Source organism: Pantoea sp. LMR881, assembly GCF_027157825.1.
GTDB classification, from domain to species: Bacteria; Pseudomonadota; Gammaproteobacteria; order Enterobacterales; family Enterobacteriaceae; genus Pantoea; species Pantoea haifensis.
In genome coordinates this window covers 1,898,570-1,913,948 of sequence record NZ_JAPVOK010000002.1, presented here as the reverse complement: position 1 = coordinate 1,913,948, position 15,379 = coordinate 1,898,570, and the positions used below count along the sequence as shown (strand labels likewise).

Genomic DNA, 15,379 nt, shown 5'->3' with positions numbered 1-15,379 from the left:
GTTAATCTTATGGATGTGGAACTCTGGAGCGGCATGGCTTAGTGTAGAGCGGCCTTTTTTCGACAATCGATGTGTGAATAAGACAATTTCAGGGACTGTGAGAGAACAATGCAAACCTCATCTCCGCTTGCACGTTACGAGCAGGCGCTATCGCAAGGCGATTTTAAACCGGATGCTGTACAACGCGACGCCATCACCCGATTAGACGCGCTCCAGCAAGGCTTAATCGCACGCCAAAAAACAGCCGCACCCGCGACTCAGGGTCTGTTTGGTCGTCTGTCAAAACTGATGGGCAAAGAGAAAAATGAGGCGCAACCGCCGGTTCGCGGTTTGTATATGTGGGGGGTGTAGGACGCGGGAAAACCTGGGTAATGGACCTGTTTTTTCAGTCAATTCCTGGTGATCGCAAGCTGCGCTTACATTTTCACCGCTTTATGCTGCGCGTGCATGAAGAATTAACGACACTGCAAGGCCAAAGCGATCCGTTGCTCATCATTGCTGATCGATTCAAAGCAGAAACCGATATTCTCTGTTTTGATGAATTTTTTGTCTCCGATATTACCGACGCCATGCTGCTGGGCACCTTAATGGAAGCACTTTTTGCGCGTGGCATCGCCCTTGTAGCGACATCCAATATTCCGCCTGATGAGCTGTACCGCAACGGCCTGCAACGCGCACGCTTCCTGCCAGCCATTGAGCAGATTAAAAAATATTGCGATGTGATGAATGTCGATGCGGGCATTGATTACCGCTTGCGCACGTTAACATCGGCTCACCTGTGGAAATTTCCGCTTAACAACGAAACCCATGCCGATATGGAGCGAATGTTCCAGGCGCTGGCGGGCAACCAGCGTGAAGAGGCCCCCGTTCTGGAGATCAATCATCGCCAGATGGCAACTCTGGGTGTCAGCGAGGGCGTGTTAGCCATTGATTTTATGACCTTGTGCGGCGAGGGGCGTAGCCAGCACGATTACATTGAATTGTCGCGTCGTTTCCACAGTGTCTTGCTGTATAATGTGCCGGTGATGATTTATAAAACTGAAGATCAGGCGCGGCGTTTTTTGGCGCTGGTTGATGAATTCTATGAACGTCATGTCAAACTGGTGGTCGCGGCAGAAACGTCGCTGTTTGAAATCTATCAAGGCACGCGCCTGAAATTCGAATATCAGCGTTGCCTGTCGCGTTTGCAAGAGATGCAGAGCGAAGAGTATCTGCGTCTGCCCCATCTGCCCTGACAATAAAGTGGATTAATGGTGAAATAGAGTTCGATTTTTGTAATCGACTTCTCTATAATCTTGCGACCCCACGTTACAGCAAAGGATTTTTTCCCAAATCCTCTGTGTTCCAGTAACTCTATCCGAAGGGGTGGCTTGCTGGTCAAAATGGTCGTGTGAGCCTCAATCGTTTACTTAAGCGTTTGGGATTTCACCAACGTGTAACTTAATTTGGGTAAGCTTTTCGATGAAAACTTTTACAGCTAAACCAGAATCCGTCCAACGTGACTGGTATGTTGTTGACGCAACTGGCAAAACTTTGGGTCGCCTGGCGACTGAACTGGCGCGCCGTCTGCGTGGTAAGCATAAAGCGGAATACACTCCGCACGTTGATACTGGTGATTACATCATCGTTCTGAACGCTGAGAAAGTTGCTGTAACCGGCAACAAGCGTTCTGACAAGATTTACTATCACCACACTGGTCACATCGGTGGTATCAAACAGGCGACCTTTGAAGAGATGATTGCTCGCCGTCCTGAGCGTGTGATTGAGATCGCGGTTAAAGGCATGCTGCCGAAGGGCCCGCTGGGTCGTGCAATGTACCGTAAACTGAAAGTTTACGCAGGCAACGAGCACAACCATGCGGCACAGCAACCGCAAGTTCTTGACATTTAATCGGGATTAAAGGCAATGGCTGAAACTCAAAACTACGGCACTGGTCGCCGCAAAAGCTCTACCGCTCGCGTATTTATTAAGCCGGGTAGCGGTAACATCGTTATCAACCAACGTTCTCTGGAACAGTACTTCGGTCGCGAAACTGCCCGCATGGTCGTTCGTCAGCCGCTTGAACTGCTGGACCTGGTTGGTAAATTCGATCTGTACGTCACCGTTAAAGGTGGTGGTATTTCTGGTCAGGCAGGTGCGATCCGTCACGGTATCACCCGCGCGCTGATGGAATACGACGAATCTCTGCGTTCAGAACTGCGTAAAGCGGGCTTCGTTACCCGTGACGCGCGTCAGGTTGAACGTAAGAAAGTCGGTCTGCGTAAAGCACGCCGTCGTCCACAGTTCTCCAAACGTTAATTGCTGCTGCTTCGGCAGCGTCAGTTGGCACAAAAAACCCGCTTCGGCGGGTTTTTTGCTTTCTGCTGTTTTACCGGTGCTGACGTTAAAAACCTCCACGCTGCTCGCAAATTACCCTCAAAAATTCAATCCTCACCCACAAGCAGCTCAAAATCTGGTAAACTCTCTGTCACTTTGCGCCCGTTAAGCTGGCGCGTTATACGCCGTCCATTTCTCGGGACGTCAGTACAACGCAGTGAACGCGGGCTGCGTGCGAGTTCTATAAGCAGGTGAGTCGCCGAGTGGTTGGCTATTCGCAGTAACTTTTTGTGAACAAACTTGGAGGTTTTCATGGCTGTCGCTGCCAACAAACGTTCGGTAATGACGCTGTTTTCTGGTCCTACTGACATTTTCAGCCATCAGGTGCGTATTGTACTGGCCGAAAAGGGAGTCAGCGTAGAGATCGAGCAGGTCGAAATGGATAACCTGCCGCAGGATCTGATTGACCTCAACCCGTATCGCACTGTGCCGACGCTGGTAGATCGTGAACTAACGCTTTATGAATCACGTATCATCATGGAATACCTTGATGAGCGTTTTCCGCATCCGCCGCTGATGCCGGTTTATCCGGTTGCGCGTGGTGAAAGCCGCCTGATGATGCATCGCATTGAGCAGGACTGGTATAGCCTGATGAAAAAGGTTGAGAACAGCAGTGGTCAGGAAGCGGAAGCTGCGCGCAAGCAATTACGCGAAGAACTGCTGGCGATCGCCCCCTGTTCGGGCGCACACCCTTTTTCATGAGCGAAGAGTTTAGCCTGGTAGATTGCTATCTGGCTCCGCTGCTCTGGCGTCTGCCGTCAATGGGCATCGACCTGATTGGTTCGGGTTCTAAAGAGCTGAAAGGCTATATGAATCGTGTGTTTGAGCGTGACTCATTCCTCGCTTCGCTGACTGAAGCTGAACGTGAAATGCGCCTGCAAGCCCGGGGCTAATTTATGGAAATGTCGCAACTCTCCGCACGTCGCCCCTATTTGCTGCGCGCCTTTTATGACTGGTTACTCGATAATCAGTTAACGCCGCATTTGGTCGTCGACATCAATCTGCCCGGTGTGCAGGTGCCGCTCGAGTATGCGCGTGATGGCCAGATTGTACTGAACATCGCGCCGCGCGCGGTCGGTAACTTAGAGCTGGCCAACGACCAGGTGTCGTTCAATGCCCGTTTTGGCGGGGTTCCGCGCCAGGTTAATGTGCCAATGGCAGCCATCCTGGCGATTTATGCCCGTGAAAACGGTGCTGGCACGATGTTCGAACCTGAACCCGCTTATGAATTATCTGCTGAGGATGGTTCAGAAGGGCAGGAAGAGACGGTCATGTCAGTTATTGATGGCGATCGTCCTGACGATGCCAGCGATGACGAAACACCGCCTGACGATGATCCGCCACCTCGCGGTGGACGACCATCACTGCGCGTAGTGAAATAAACGCAGAATAAAAAAGCCCGTCATTTAATGGCGGGCTTTTTTTATGCCGCACAGGCAAACGGCATAAAAAATCCGGGAACCTGCGTTACCCGGATTTTTGCGTTAAATACTGTGTTGATTAATAGACGTCGCGAAGATAACGCTTCTCTTTTCTCAACTGATCGATGTAATCAGCCGCGCGTTCGCTGGAAAGACCGCCAAACTGACGCACCACCTCATACAGTGCGCTGTCGACATCTTTCGCCATGCGCGAGGCATCGCCACATACGTAGAAATAAGCCCCTTCCTGAAGCCAGGCATAGAGCTCTGCACCTTGCTCCAGCATACGATTTTGCACGTAGATTTTCTTTTCCTGATCGCGTGAGAAAGCCAGATCAAGGCGCGTCAAAAGGCCGCTTTCCTGCCAGGCTGTCAACTCATCGCGATAAACAAAGTCATGTTCCTGATGCTGATCGCCGAAGAACAACCAGTTTTTGCCTTGCGCACCCGTTGCCTGACGCTCCTGCAGGAAGGCGCGGAACGGCGCAATACCGGTGCCTGGGCCAACCATGATCAGCGGAGCATTGTTATTTGAGGGCACACGGAACGCTTTGTTTGGCGAAATAAAAATTGCGGGCTTTTCACCACGACGAACACGCTCAGCCAGGTAGGTTGAACATACGCCGCCACGGTTACGACCACCGCTGTGATAACGCACGGAAGCCACCGTCAGATGCACCTGATTCGGATGAGCTTTCGAGCTTGACGAGATTGAGTAAGCGCGATGTTGTAAAGGACGTAGCAGAGCAACAAATTCCGGCACGGACAGTGAGCGGGTCAGTTCCAGCTGCAGCAGATCCAGCGTGTCTTTACCCCATAACCAGACGCCCAGCGCGTCTTTATCGTCATGCTGTAATACGTGGCGCAGCTCCTGGTTGGTGGTGTTTTGTCCCGCCCACTCAATCAGCTTGCGCGAAGGCTCAGAAATTTCAAACTGATAGGTCAGCAGATCACCCAGGCTTCTGTCGAAACCCGGAACCGGCGTTTGATAATCAGCATTCAGTTGCGTTAACAGCAGGCTAACCAACGCAGGGTCATTGACAGGGATAACGCCAAGCGCATCACCGGCTTCATATTTAAGACCGCTATCGGTTAAATCAAATTCAAAATGACGAATATCTTTAGCAGACTGCTCACCTGACAGGCGCTTGTTAGTGATAAACGCTGCAGCATACGGATTCGATTTATTGCTGCCAGGGATCACCGGCGCTTCGGGGGCGCTTTCCAGCACTGTGCCGCTGCTACCTGCGCTGGCTGCAAACTGAGGCATGGAGCTGTTTAACCACTCGTTAGACGGCTCTTCGTAATCGATATCACAATCGATACGGTCCACTACGCGCTTCGCACCCAGCTGCTCCAGGCGCATATCGATAAATTTACCGGCCTGGCAGAAACCATCATAGCCAGTATCACCAATGGCCAGCACGGCAAAATGCATCTGCTCCAGGCGCGGCGCGGTACTGGCAGAAATCGCATTCCAGAACAGCTGGGCGTTGTCTGGCATCTCACCTTCACCATAGGTAGAGGTGACGATAAGGACATGGCGCATGGTGGTGAAAAGATCGATGTCGACTTCACCTAACGCCTGAACCACCGGCACCAGGCCTTTAGTACGCGCTGATTTTGCCGCCGTTTGCGCCAGGGCTTCTGCGTTACCGGTTTGCGAACCGTAGAGAATATGCAGCTGAGTCGTTGCAGCAGCACCTGTTCCTGCGGCAACTTGCTGTTTGTCTTCTAACACCAACAGACGGGAGTGGAGACCAGCGAGAAAGCCCGCCAGCCAGTATTTCTGCTCACCATTAAAGGGTGCATCTTCAGGAATGTAAGGAATTTTCATGGATACTTTTACTCAATCCCGTGTTTACCCCTCCTGTTTCGTACCGCAGGTACATCGGTAGCGTCCGTTTATCCCCAGTCGCAGATCCCTCTCTGCGCCTGGGGCGGCACGGCGTTGCCACTTTCCTGCAATACGAACTATTTAGGGCAATTGTTAATGTTCATAGTCAGATAGTTTGCTTTCAGGATAATTTGCCAACAGCAGCAGCGATTTCTGGCAACGCAGCGCGGGCAAACAGCTCTTCAAAATCAGGCAGATGGCCTAACACCTCACGGTTACAGGCGTCCTGATACATGATCCAGCCATACGTTGCCAGGCTGTCCATTGAGCGGATGTTGCGTTGCGTCAGCGCCGCTTTGTAATCTGACATACGCTTAGTGCCAATCAGGCTGGCTAACTCGTCATCGCTGTAACTTTCGATGGCGGAGCGAGCATGACGTTGCAGCTTGCTAATCAGCGAGAAATCCTCTGTCATCAGCAGATTGCGCACGGCTTTCTCAACCGCAGGATCTTCTACTGAAGTGCCTTTCGGCAATTTACCCAACGCCAGCTGTTGTGCAAAGCTCAACACGGTGTAGTTATTCAGCAGAACAAACATTTCTAACGTATCAGTTGCACCATAAGCAGGTACAGCGCCATTCGCGATGGTTTTACCTTCACGCCATGCCGATTTAAACTTGGCAACCTGATGGCCTGCCAGCGCGGTTGAAAGTTCTTCCAGCAAATCTTTACGCGATTTAGCCTTCAGGATCTCGCCGCCGTCCTGATAAAGCAGCAGTGAGCGTGGCATGACGTAGACAAAGTGCTGGCATTCGGTTTCCCAGTTTTCCAGCAGCCAGGCTGCACGCGGCGAATGAGTCGTTTCCAGATGCCAGTTCAGCATGGTCAGCACTGCTTGCTTATGCACCTGCGCCATTTCATCCTGATCGGCAATGGAGCCGAACAGCACGGAATCGCCTGCGGCATGGCTGGCCAGCGAACCATACGGGTCGTACTGGTAAGCGAAACCGCCGCTCATGCCGTTGCCGAAACCTTTACCGAAAGTCCCCAGGTTCAGGATGGCGCCGTTAGTCATGTACTCGCAGCAGAAATCACCCACGCCTTCGACCACTGCCGTTGCGCCGGAGTTACGCACGGCGAAGCGGTCACCCGCCTGACCCTGCACAAACAAGCGTCCGCCTGTCGCACCAAATAGCGCAAAGTTACCAATCAGTACGTTGCCGTCGCTGTCTTGTGCGCCGCCGCCCGGCGACATAACAACCAACTCGCCTCCGCACTGACCTTTGCCTACGCCGTCGTTACAGGTGCCATAATGCTTCATCTGCATACCGTCGTTGCAGAAAGCGCCAAATGACTGACCGGCTGAGCCAGAAGTGGTGATTTTCACGGTTTCAGGTGCCAGGTAACGGCGGCCACGATCGTCCTGCAGAACCGCTGGCATCAGTTTCAGTTGTTCAGCAGTCAGCGTATGGTTCAGCATGCGTTCGATGTCGATCGCTAACTGTCCGCCCACGCTCTTGTTACGGTTGTTCAGCGTCACGTTATTGCCCAGGGCAATTTCATGCTTACCACGCGCAACCAGTTCGCTGTTCAGCTGCTCAATCCAGCCATCATCCAGTTCGAAATCTTTTTCCAGATAAACCGGCTGATCGATTTTCAGCTCTGGCACAACAGTCAACATTGCGCGCAGGTCGAGCTTGCCAACTTCCAGCGGATGATCCATCAGGTGCAACAAGTCAGAACGCCCCCGTGCTTCACGCAATGAACGCAGGCCCATGCGCGCCAGAATTTCACGCACTTCATGCGCAACGTTCATGAAATACTGCGCCAGCTGACGCGGATCACCGTCGAATGCTTCGGCATTGGTGGTTAAACCGGCCGGGCATTTAACGTTACAGTTTTTCGCCATCACGCATTTCAGCATCATCAGCGCGGTAGTGCCGAACTCAAAGCTGTCACCACCCAGCAGCGCCGATTTCACAACATCGCTACCGGTTTGCTGTGCGCCAGAACAGCGCAGCTGCACTTTTTCACGCAAGCCGTTAGCACACAGAGCCTGGTGTACTTCTGCGATACCGATTTCTGCTACACGTCCGGTATATTTCAGGCTGGTTACGGACGCTGCACCGGTTCCGCCTGTGTTGCCCGCGACGTTAATGACGTCTGCACCCGCTTTCGCGACGCCAACAGCGATGGTGCCAATCCCTTCAGAAGAAACCAGTTTAACGATGACGCGGACACGTGCAGCTTTGCAGTCGTGAATCAACTGCGCCAAATCCTCGATGGAATAGGTATCGTGATGCGGTGGCGGTGATACCAGTTCAACACCCGGTGTACCGCCGCGCGCTGCCGCGATTTCAACGGTTACTTTCGGTGCCGGTAACTGACCGCCTTCGCCAGGCTTCGCACCCTGACCAATTTTAATTTCCAGCTCTTCCAGCATCGGATCGGCAAGATAGGCCGCCCAGACGCCAAAGCGGCCTGATGCCAGCTGCTTGATACGTGATGCGCGGATGGTGCCATGACGTGAATAGTGCTCACCACCTTCACCACAGTTGCTCATGCCGCCAACCATATTAGTCCCGTGTGCAACGGCTTCGTGTGCCGGGGCTACCAGCGCACCATGGCTCATTGCACCTGAAGCAAAGGTGCGCGTGATTTCACAGGCTGGCTGGATCTCGCTCAGCGGCAGTGAGGGCAGGGTAGTGAAAATACGCGACAGATACTCTGCGGCTTTGCCGTAAGCGATAACATTTAAGCCGCCGTTGACCACTTCGGTGCTTTCGATTTCGGCGTTGAAACGTGACTTCAGCGCACGTGACAGCGCGGCCAGGCGCTCATTTTCTGGCTTAAGACCGCTGATAGCATCAGTCAGGCGCAGCGTAAAATGATTGAGACTGCCATCAACGGCTTCACAGACTAAGCCGCGGGTTGCAAATCCGTTGTTGGTCAGCGAATAGCGGCCCAGCTTGCGACGGAATTCTGCTTCGCTGTCGATGTGGGTCAAATCAGCCGGGAAAGCCAGAATATCACGCAGCGCAGCCGGACGACGTTTACGTTCTTCATACATCAGGCTGGAGAACTGGCGATAATCCGCCGTGATGGCGAAATTATTGATCACCTCATTTGGAATGCGCTCAAAGCTGCTGTCTTTAAACGACTCCGCTTTGATACCGAATGCGTTATCCAGCTTGGCCAGCGTCATCAGGCGGATAAAGTTATCCTCTTCACGCGCTTTATCCGCAAAACGGATCGGCTCTTCGGTCATATCAATAAAGGTACGTACGGCGATGGTGCCGTAAGAGTGACCAGCACCTTCAGCACGTTCTTTAAACAGGCCGAGCAACGGTACTTCAGACTCGCCCTGAATTTTCAGGGCGCTCTGATGCCAGTCCACCGCCATCTGCGCGATGGTTGCAAAGCCCGCCCCACCCACTGGCGTTTTGATATTCGGAAAATATTTTTTCAGCACCGGATCGTCGGTGTTAAGGAAGTTAGGCTCAAAAAACTCACCGCAGCTGTAGCTTTCCACCGTACACAGGCCGACTTTGCCCATGGTTTTCATCAACGCTTTTTCAGCCGCTTTGGCATAGCGTTTAAAGGCTTTATTGCCTTCTTCGCCTTCGCCATATTTCTCTTCCGCCCGCATTTGCACGCCAAGCGGATAAATAGCAGATGCGCCGAAGCCCAGCGCCGCCGCAATGTGATGCGAAGAGATGCTCTGGCCGCTTTCCACAACCAGCGAGACATCGAGACGCAACCCTTCCTGCACCAAACGCTGGTTGATGGCAGAAACCACCAGCAGCATTGGAATTGCCGCGTGGGTTGACGAGATGTGGCGATCGGTAATCACTGCGATGCCACCCTGCGACCGTGCAAAATCGACAACCTGCTGTGCTAAATCATCAATGGCTTTTTCCAGCGCATCGGCGTTAGCCGTACGGCTCAGCAAATCTTTACCGGTAACTGGTTCATACAACATGTCGAAACGTGCATAAGGTGCAACGTTCTGCTCACGCAGTTTCAGCATGTCGAGGTGGTTGAGAATAGGCGAAGCCACAATGATCTGACGGCCTTTACTGCGGCCCAGATGCGGTTTTGCACCCAGCGCCACGCGCAGCGTCATGCCGTCAACTTCACGAATTGAGTCGAGCGGCGGGTTGGTTACCTGCGCAAACCGCTGCGAGAAATAGTGAGCCATGCCGCCTTCATGATCGGACAAACCGTTAATGGCGTTGCCGTAACCCATCGCTGAGATCTTCTCTGCGCCGGTTGCCAGCATCGGGTCCATCATGAATTTGAAGCTTTCCTGGTTGTAGTAGTAAGCCACGAAACGCTGATAGGCTTTCAGGTCACCACGATAGCGCAGCGGCGAACCTTGCTGCTCAGCCGGAATCGCCGGCAGGTCTTGCAAATCGATGCGTGCTTTAGCCAGTAATGCAGAATAATCTTTTTCAGCAGCCAGTTTTTCCAGTGCCTGCAGCGTGGTGTAGCTGCGTTTTTCGCGATGATCGAAGTAGAGCATACCGCCCGCTTCAATACGGCCACGACGCAGGACGCTTTCCGGTGGGAAAGCAATCTGGCCCGCTTCCGACATCGCACCAATATAGTCTGCTGTTTCAACTGAACGCAGCGGACGCAGGCCGAGGCGATCAAGGCGTGCGCCAATCACTTCACCATTACCAAAGATTAATGCCGCAGGGCCATCGTTCTTCTCTTCGTACAGCGAAAAGTATTCCAGCATGTTGCGCACTTCAGGAGATAACGACGTATCGTTTTCCCAGGCTGGCGGCATCATAGAGACCACGGCGGTGATCAGGTCGAGGCTGTCTTCCATCAAACGGCTGTGGATGCTCTGATCGAGACGTGAACTGTCTGACTGTCCTTTCGGGCGCACAATCGTTTTACCGCGCGCCAGCGCCAGTGCAGACTCCGCAATACGGTTTTTACGGTCAGTGTTCAGTTCGCCATTGTGCGCCATCAGGCGGAACGGCTGCGCCATCGTTGTGTGAGGATCGGTATTGGTCGAGAAACGGGTATGGAAAAACAGCCCGCGTACCTGATGATCGGGATCGGTCAGATCTTTGAAGTAAGGGATCACTTCATTCGAATTCAGGCGCGCTTTGAAAACCTGAGTACGTGACGAGAGTGACAGCGGATAAAGTCCGCCAAATTCACTTTCAGTAAAGGCACGTGCTTCAATGGTCAGCAGGGCGCGATAGATACGCTGTTCAAAATCATTTTGATCAACGACATCCTGCGGCGCGGTAAAAATCCACTGCACAATCGGCAGCTGGAACTGCACGGCAGCCGGACGCGTTACGCTGCTGTCTAGCGGCATATCACGTTTTTGGATAATCGACAGATTGAAGCTGTTCAGCGTCTCTTCGACCAGCTGTTCGGCGTTGGCACGCAGGGTTGCATCTTTTGGTACAAAGAAGTTGCCGACGCCAAAGCGACCGGCTTCCAGCGCCTGTCCGGTAATTTTGCGGAAGAAGTGCAAAGAGAGATCGACGTTTACCCCAGCGCCGTCACCGACGCCTTCAGCCGACATGCCCCCCGGTGAGGTACAGTACAAAGGGCACTATGCGCCATCTGCAGGATCTCATGGGTCTGCTCGCCGTCCTTACGGGTAATGAAACCTACACCACAGCTATCACTCCCTGCTGCTGGGTTATACAAGCCATAGGATTCAGGTTTTTGAATGGACATTGAGGGTCTCCTTAAACTGCTTTTGACATTACCTGCATTGTTTTAAGCACTGAGCGCCACCAGGCGCAGTTCATTTTCATTACCGCGCGCTATGTCGCGGGCGGCGTCACACCGAGCAAATCACGCCAGACATGGGTAAAACGTCCATGATTGAGCTGCTCTTTTATTTCCGTTCTCTTAAAGGAGATGACTTACACCATGCGGGAGTCTTCTTGTTGCATAGATATGCCGAGAGACTGGCCCGTCAGGAAAGCTTTCAGCGGATTCCCAACTTATCGGGAAAGTGTAAAGAGGTCAAATAACGAGACTTGTCAGGGTTATTAGGGCTGTTTTGAATATAATTGCATGAATTTTATGGTTTTTTAGCTTTAATTTGTTGTGGTTAACCGCAACGTTTCCTCCCAGGAAATGTGAACTGTCTCACTGTAGTGCAGCGGCCTGATCTCTGCACCATGCTGGTGATAGCCCCTTTAACAGCATGAAATGCTGTTCAGGACAATTCATGCGCAGGATGTATCTGTTTTTCTTATGTCAGCTTATTTGAATAAAACAGGGGGACGTTATAAGTAAAATTAATCAACAGCGACATGCTTAAAACTGCGCTTAATATGAATGGATATGCAAAAATAAGAGTGAGCCTGTGCAACAGACCGTTGCCAGGGTATTGAATAAACGACAAGCAAATGTAGTGCCATTGAACAGGCGGCCCTACAGATTATTCAGTTAGCACAATTAGTCAAGGGTTTTAATACTCTTGTCATAAACGTCGGCGAACAGCGCGACTGATGCACCAAAACAGAGCATTAGCAGCGATATCTTCCCTGTTCACGGCTTCGCCCACAGGGTATTTACGCTATCATGAGCCTGTTTCTCATTCAGGGAGCTTTTATGAAACAAATTCGCCTGCTGGCGCAATATTACGTTGATCTGATGGTCAAGCTTGGACTGGTGCGCTTTTCGCTGCTTCTGGCCTCGGCATTAGTCGTATTAGCCATGATTGTTCAAATGGCGGTCACAATGGTGCTGCGAGGTCACGTAGAGAGTATCGATATGGTTCGATCGGTATTTTTCGGTCTGCTGATCACGCCGTGGGCCGTTTATTTTCTCTCTGTAGTTGTCGATCAGCTGGAAGAGTCGCGCCAACGGCTGGCGCGGTTGGTCGATAAGCTGGAAGAGATGCGCACCCGCGATCTGGAGCTGAATCAGCAAATGCAGGAGACCATTTCACAGCTCAATCAGGAAATCGCCGACCGTAAAAAAGCGGAGCAGGCGCGCGAGCAGGTAATGGATAAATTGCGCGAAGAAGTTGCCCGACGTGAGCAGGCACAAATCGAACTGGAACAACAGTCATCTTTCCTGCGCTCATTTCTGGACGCCTCGCCCGACCTGGTATTCTATCGCAATATTGATAAGCAATTTTCTGGCTGCAACCGCGCCATGGAATTGCTGACTGGCAAAAGCGAGAAACAGCTGATTGGCCTTACACCGCGCGATATTTATGACGAAGATGCCGCCACCAAAGTATTAGAAACTGACGAAAAAGTATTCCGGCACAACGTCTCGCTGACGTATGAACAGTGGCTGCAATATCCGGATGGACGCAAAGCCTGTTTTGAGATCCGCAAAGTGCCTTATTACGACCGCGTGGGTAAACGCAGTGGGCTGATGGGTTTTGGACGCGATATAACCGAGCGTAAGCGTTATCAGGACGCGTTAGAGAATGCCAGCCGGGAAAAGACGACCTTTATCTCAACAATCAGCCACGAGCTGCGTACGCCGCTTAACGGCATCGTCGGATTAAGCCGCATCTTGCTGGATACCGATCTGAATCAAGAACAGCTCAAGTACCTCAAAACCATCCACGTTTCGGCTATCACGCTCGGTAACATCTTTAATGACGTCATTGAAGTCGACAAAATTGAGCGCCGAAAAGTGCAACTCGATAATCAGCCTCTCGACTTCACCAGTTTCCTGGCCGACCTGAAAACCTCTCTGGCTTGCTGGCGCAGCCGAAAGGACTGAAATTTGTTATGGCGCCTCAGTTACCGCTGCCACATAAAATCTCTACGGATGGCACGCGGCTGCGTCAGATTTTATGGAATTTGATCGGCAATGCCGTGAAGTTTACCCAGCAGGGTGAAATTGTCGTGCGCGTTGCTTATGAGCAGGATGGAACATTGCGTTTCGAGGTGCAGGATTCCGGCCTCGGTATCCGCCAGGAAGAGCAGGATAAAATTTTCGCTATGTATTATCAGGTAAAAGATCAGCATGGTGGAAAACCGGCGACCGGCACAGGTATCGGCCTGGCGGTTTCGCGTCGGCTGGCGCAAGCCATGGGGGCGATATCAGCGTCAGCAGCGCACCGGGTAAAGGTTCCTGCTTCACCGTGGTGATAAAAGCGCCACGTGTTGCCGAAGAGGTTGAAGATGACAGTGTAGATAACAGCCTGCCACTGCCTGCGTTACATGTGCTGCTGGTTGAAGATATTGAACTGAATGTCATTGTGGCACGCTCGGTGCTGGAAAAACTGGGCTGTAGCGTTGAGGTGGCCATGACCGGTAGCGAGGCGCTGAACCTGTTTGATCCATTCGAGTTCGATCTGGTTCTGCTGGATATTCAACTGCCCGATATGACCGGACTGGATGTATCACGCGCTATCCATAAAAAGTACCAAAGCAGCGCGCTGCCACCGCTGGTTGCGCTAACAGCCAACGTGCTTAAAGACAAAAAAGAGTATCTCGATGCCGGGATGGATGATGTGCTGAGTAAGCCACTGGCTGTGCCGGCGCTGACGGCAATTATCAAGAAATTCTGGGATCATCAGGAAGAGCCTGGTGATGAGGTGGAGCGCCCGACAGAAGATAAAACGAGCACGCTGTTGGATGTGCCGATGCTGGAGCAGTATCTCGAATTGGTTGGCCCGGGCCTTATTACCCAGAGTCTGACAATGTTTGAACAAATGATGCCAGGTTATCTGGATGTTTTAGACTCTAACCTGATGGCACGTGACCAAAAGGGCATCGCAGAGGAAGGACACAAAATTAAAGGCGCAGCGGGTTCGGTGGGTTTGCAGCACTTACAAATGTTGGCGAAGCAGATCCAGACACCAGAATTGCCTGCATGGTGGGACAATGTAGTGGAGTGGATTGACGAGTTGAAGCATGAGTGGCGTCACGATGTGCAGGTATTACGTGACTGGGTAGCTGAAAAAGAACGGGCTGGAAAAAAATGACCCCAGCCGAGGCCGGGGTGCGCGAATACTGCGCCAACACCAGGGAAAAAGATACTGCTGCTATGCTTAGCGTATTTGAGTGCAACAGTAGGGTATTGGTTAACACTGACATCACCTTAGCAAATTCGTCTTAACTTGCGACAAGATTCATTAAATTGTGTGATGTTGAGCAGCGTTTAAATACAGAAAACATTAATTTGACAACACAGTCAAGCAAGGAATTAATTTCCGCGATGTATTGCGGAAATTTTGTACAGATGTTCTGTTTTTTGCGCGCTTTTACATCAGAAAGAGAGCTTTGCAGGAAAACCCATCGTGTAAAAAAGCCCTCACAAGAAAAACAGGGCTTTTTTACTATCTAACTTAATGAAAAATAAAGGACTATAGTCATTTATTGGCTTGTTATCCAAAACGTTTTGGAAACGTGAAAGAGAAAATTCGGATCTCAGGCCTTACCAATCAAAACAGGAAAAATAATTGGTTAAATCTTAGACTGTAGACGCTGCAAATTGTAAAGATTGAGTTAAGAAACTGTATGTTACTTAGATTAATCCGATCTCTCAGTGAAAAAGAAATGAGGCGCTCTTTTTTTATAGTTAAATAATGTGAAACATTCAAGGGAGGGCTTATCACGAATCGTTAAGTGTTTATTCGTAAATTATCTTAGTGATACGCATCACTGGAACCGATTCCTTTTCGACGGAAGTGCTTGATGTCATTCGATCTGTTGACGACCCGAATCAGACAGTTAAGGCGCACCGCGTAAAATTCACACAATAAGCGTGTTACTTTTTTCGGCGT

The 15,379-nt window shown here is 51.4% G+C and carries 4 protein-coding genes and 4 pseudogenes; 6 read left to right on the top strand and 2 right to left on the bottom strand.

Going from position 1 to position 15,379, the window contains the following annotated elements:
- Window positions 1-108: 108 nt before the first annotated feature.
- The 5 genes and pseudogenes from zapE to sspB all read left to right on the top strand — a co-directional run bounded on the left by zapE (window position 109) and on the right by sspB (window position 3,758).
- Window positions 109-1,235: pseudogene (gene zapE, locus O3W44_RS10805) on the top strand (cell division protein ZapE).
- Window positions 1,236-1,461: 226 nt separating this feature from the next.
- Entirely contained in the window at window positions 1,462-1,890 is a 429-nt protein-coding gene (rplM, locus tag O3W44_RS10800; RefSeq protein WP_004155066.1) for a 50S ribosomal protein L13, read from the top strand.
- 15 nt (window positions 1,891-1,905) lie between these two features.
- The gene (rpsI, locus tag O3W44_RS10795) at window positions 1,906-2,298 is read left to right on the top strand and encodes a 30S ribosomal protein S9 (RefSeq protein ID WP_269293065.1); all 393 of its coding nucleotides are present in this window, start codon (window positions 1,906-1,908) and stop codon (window positions 2,296-2,298) included.
- Window positions 2,299-2,628: 330 nt separating this feature from the next.
- Window positions 2,629-3,269 (top strand): annotated as a pseudogene (gene sspA / locus O3W44_RS10790) (stringent starvation protein SspA).
- Between the two features lie 3 nt (window positions 3,270-3,272).
- Window positions 3,273-3,758 (top strand): ClpXP protease specificity-enhancing factor, encoded by a 486-nt coding sequence (gene sspB, locus O3W44_RS10785; RefSeq protein ID WP_269293064.1) that lies wholly within the window; start codon window positions 3,273-3,275, stop codon window positions 3,756-3,758.
- A 118-nt stretch (window positions 3,759-3,876) separates the two neighbouring features.
- On the opposite strand, the gene O3W44_RS10780 is transcribed toward sspB, so the two are convergent.
- Together O3W44_RS10780 and O3W44_RS10775 are read right to left on the bottom strand one after the other, a co-directional pair.
- Complete coding sequence (locus O3W44_RS10780) at window positions 3,877-5,634, bottom strand: sulfite reductase subunit alpha (protein ID WP_269293063.1); 1,758 nt, start codon at window positions 5,632-5,634, stop codon at window positions 3,877-3,879.
- A 181-nt stretch (window positions 5,635-5,815) separates the two neighbouring features.
- Window positions 5,816-11,346, bottom strand: a pseudogene (locus tag O3W44_RS10775) (glutamate synthase-related protein).
- Between the two features lie 888 nt (window positions 11,347-12,234).
- Between O3W44_RS10775 and arcB the strand changes: the two are divergent.
- Window positions 12,235-14,578, top strand: a pseudogene (gene arcB, locus O3W44_RS10770) (aerobic respiration two-component sensor histidine kinase ArcB).
- Window positions 14,579-15,379 lie beyond the last annotated feature (801 nt).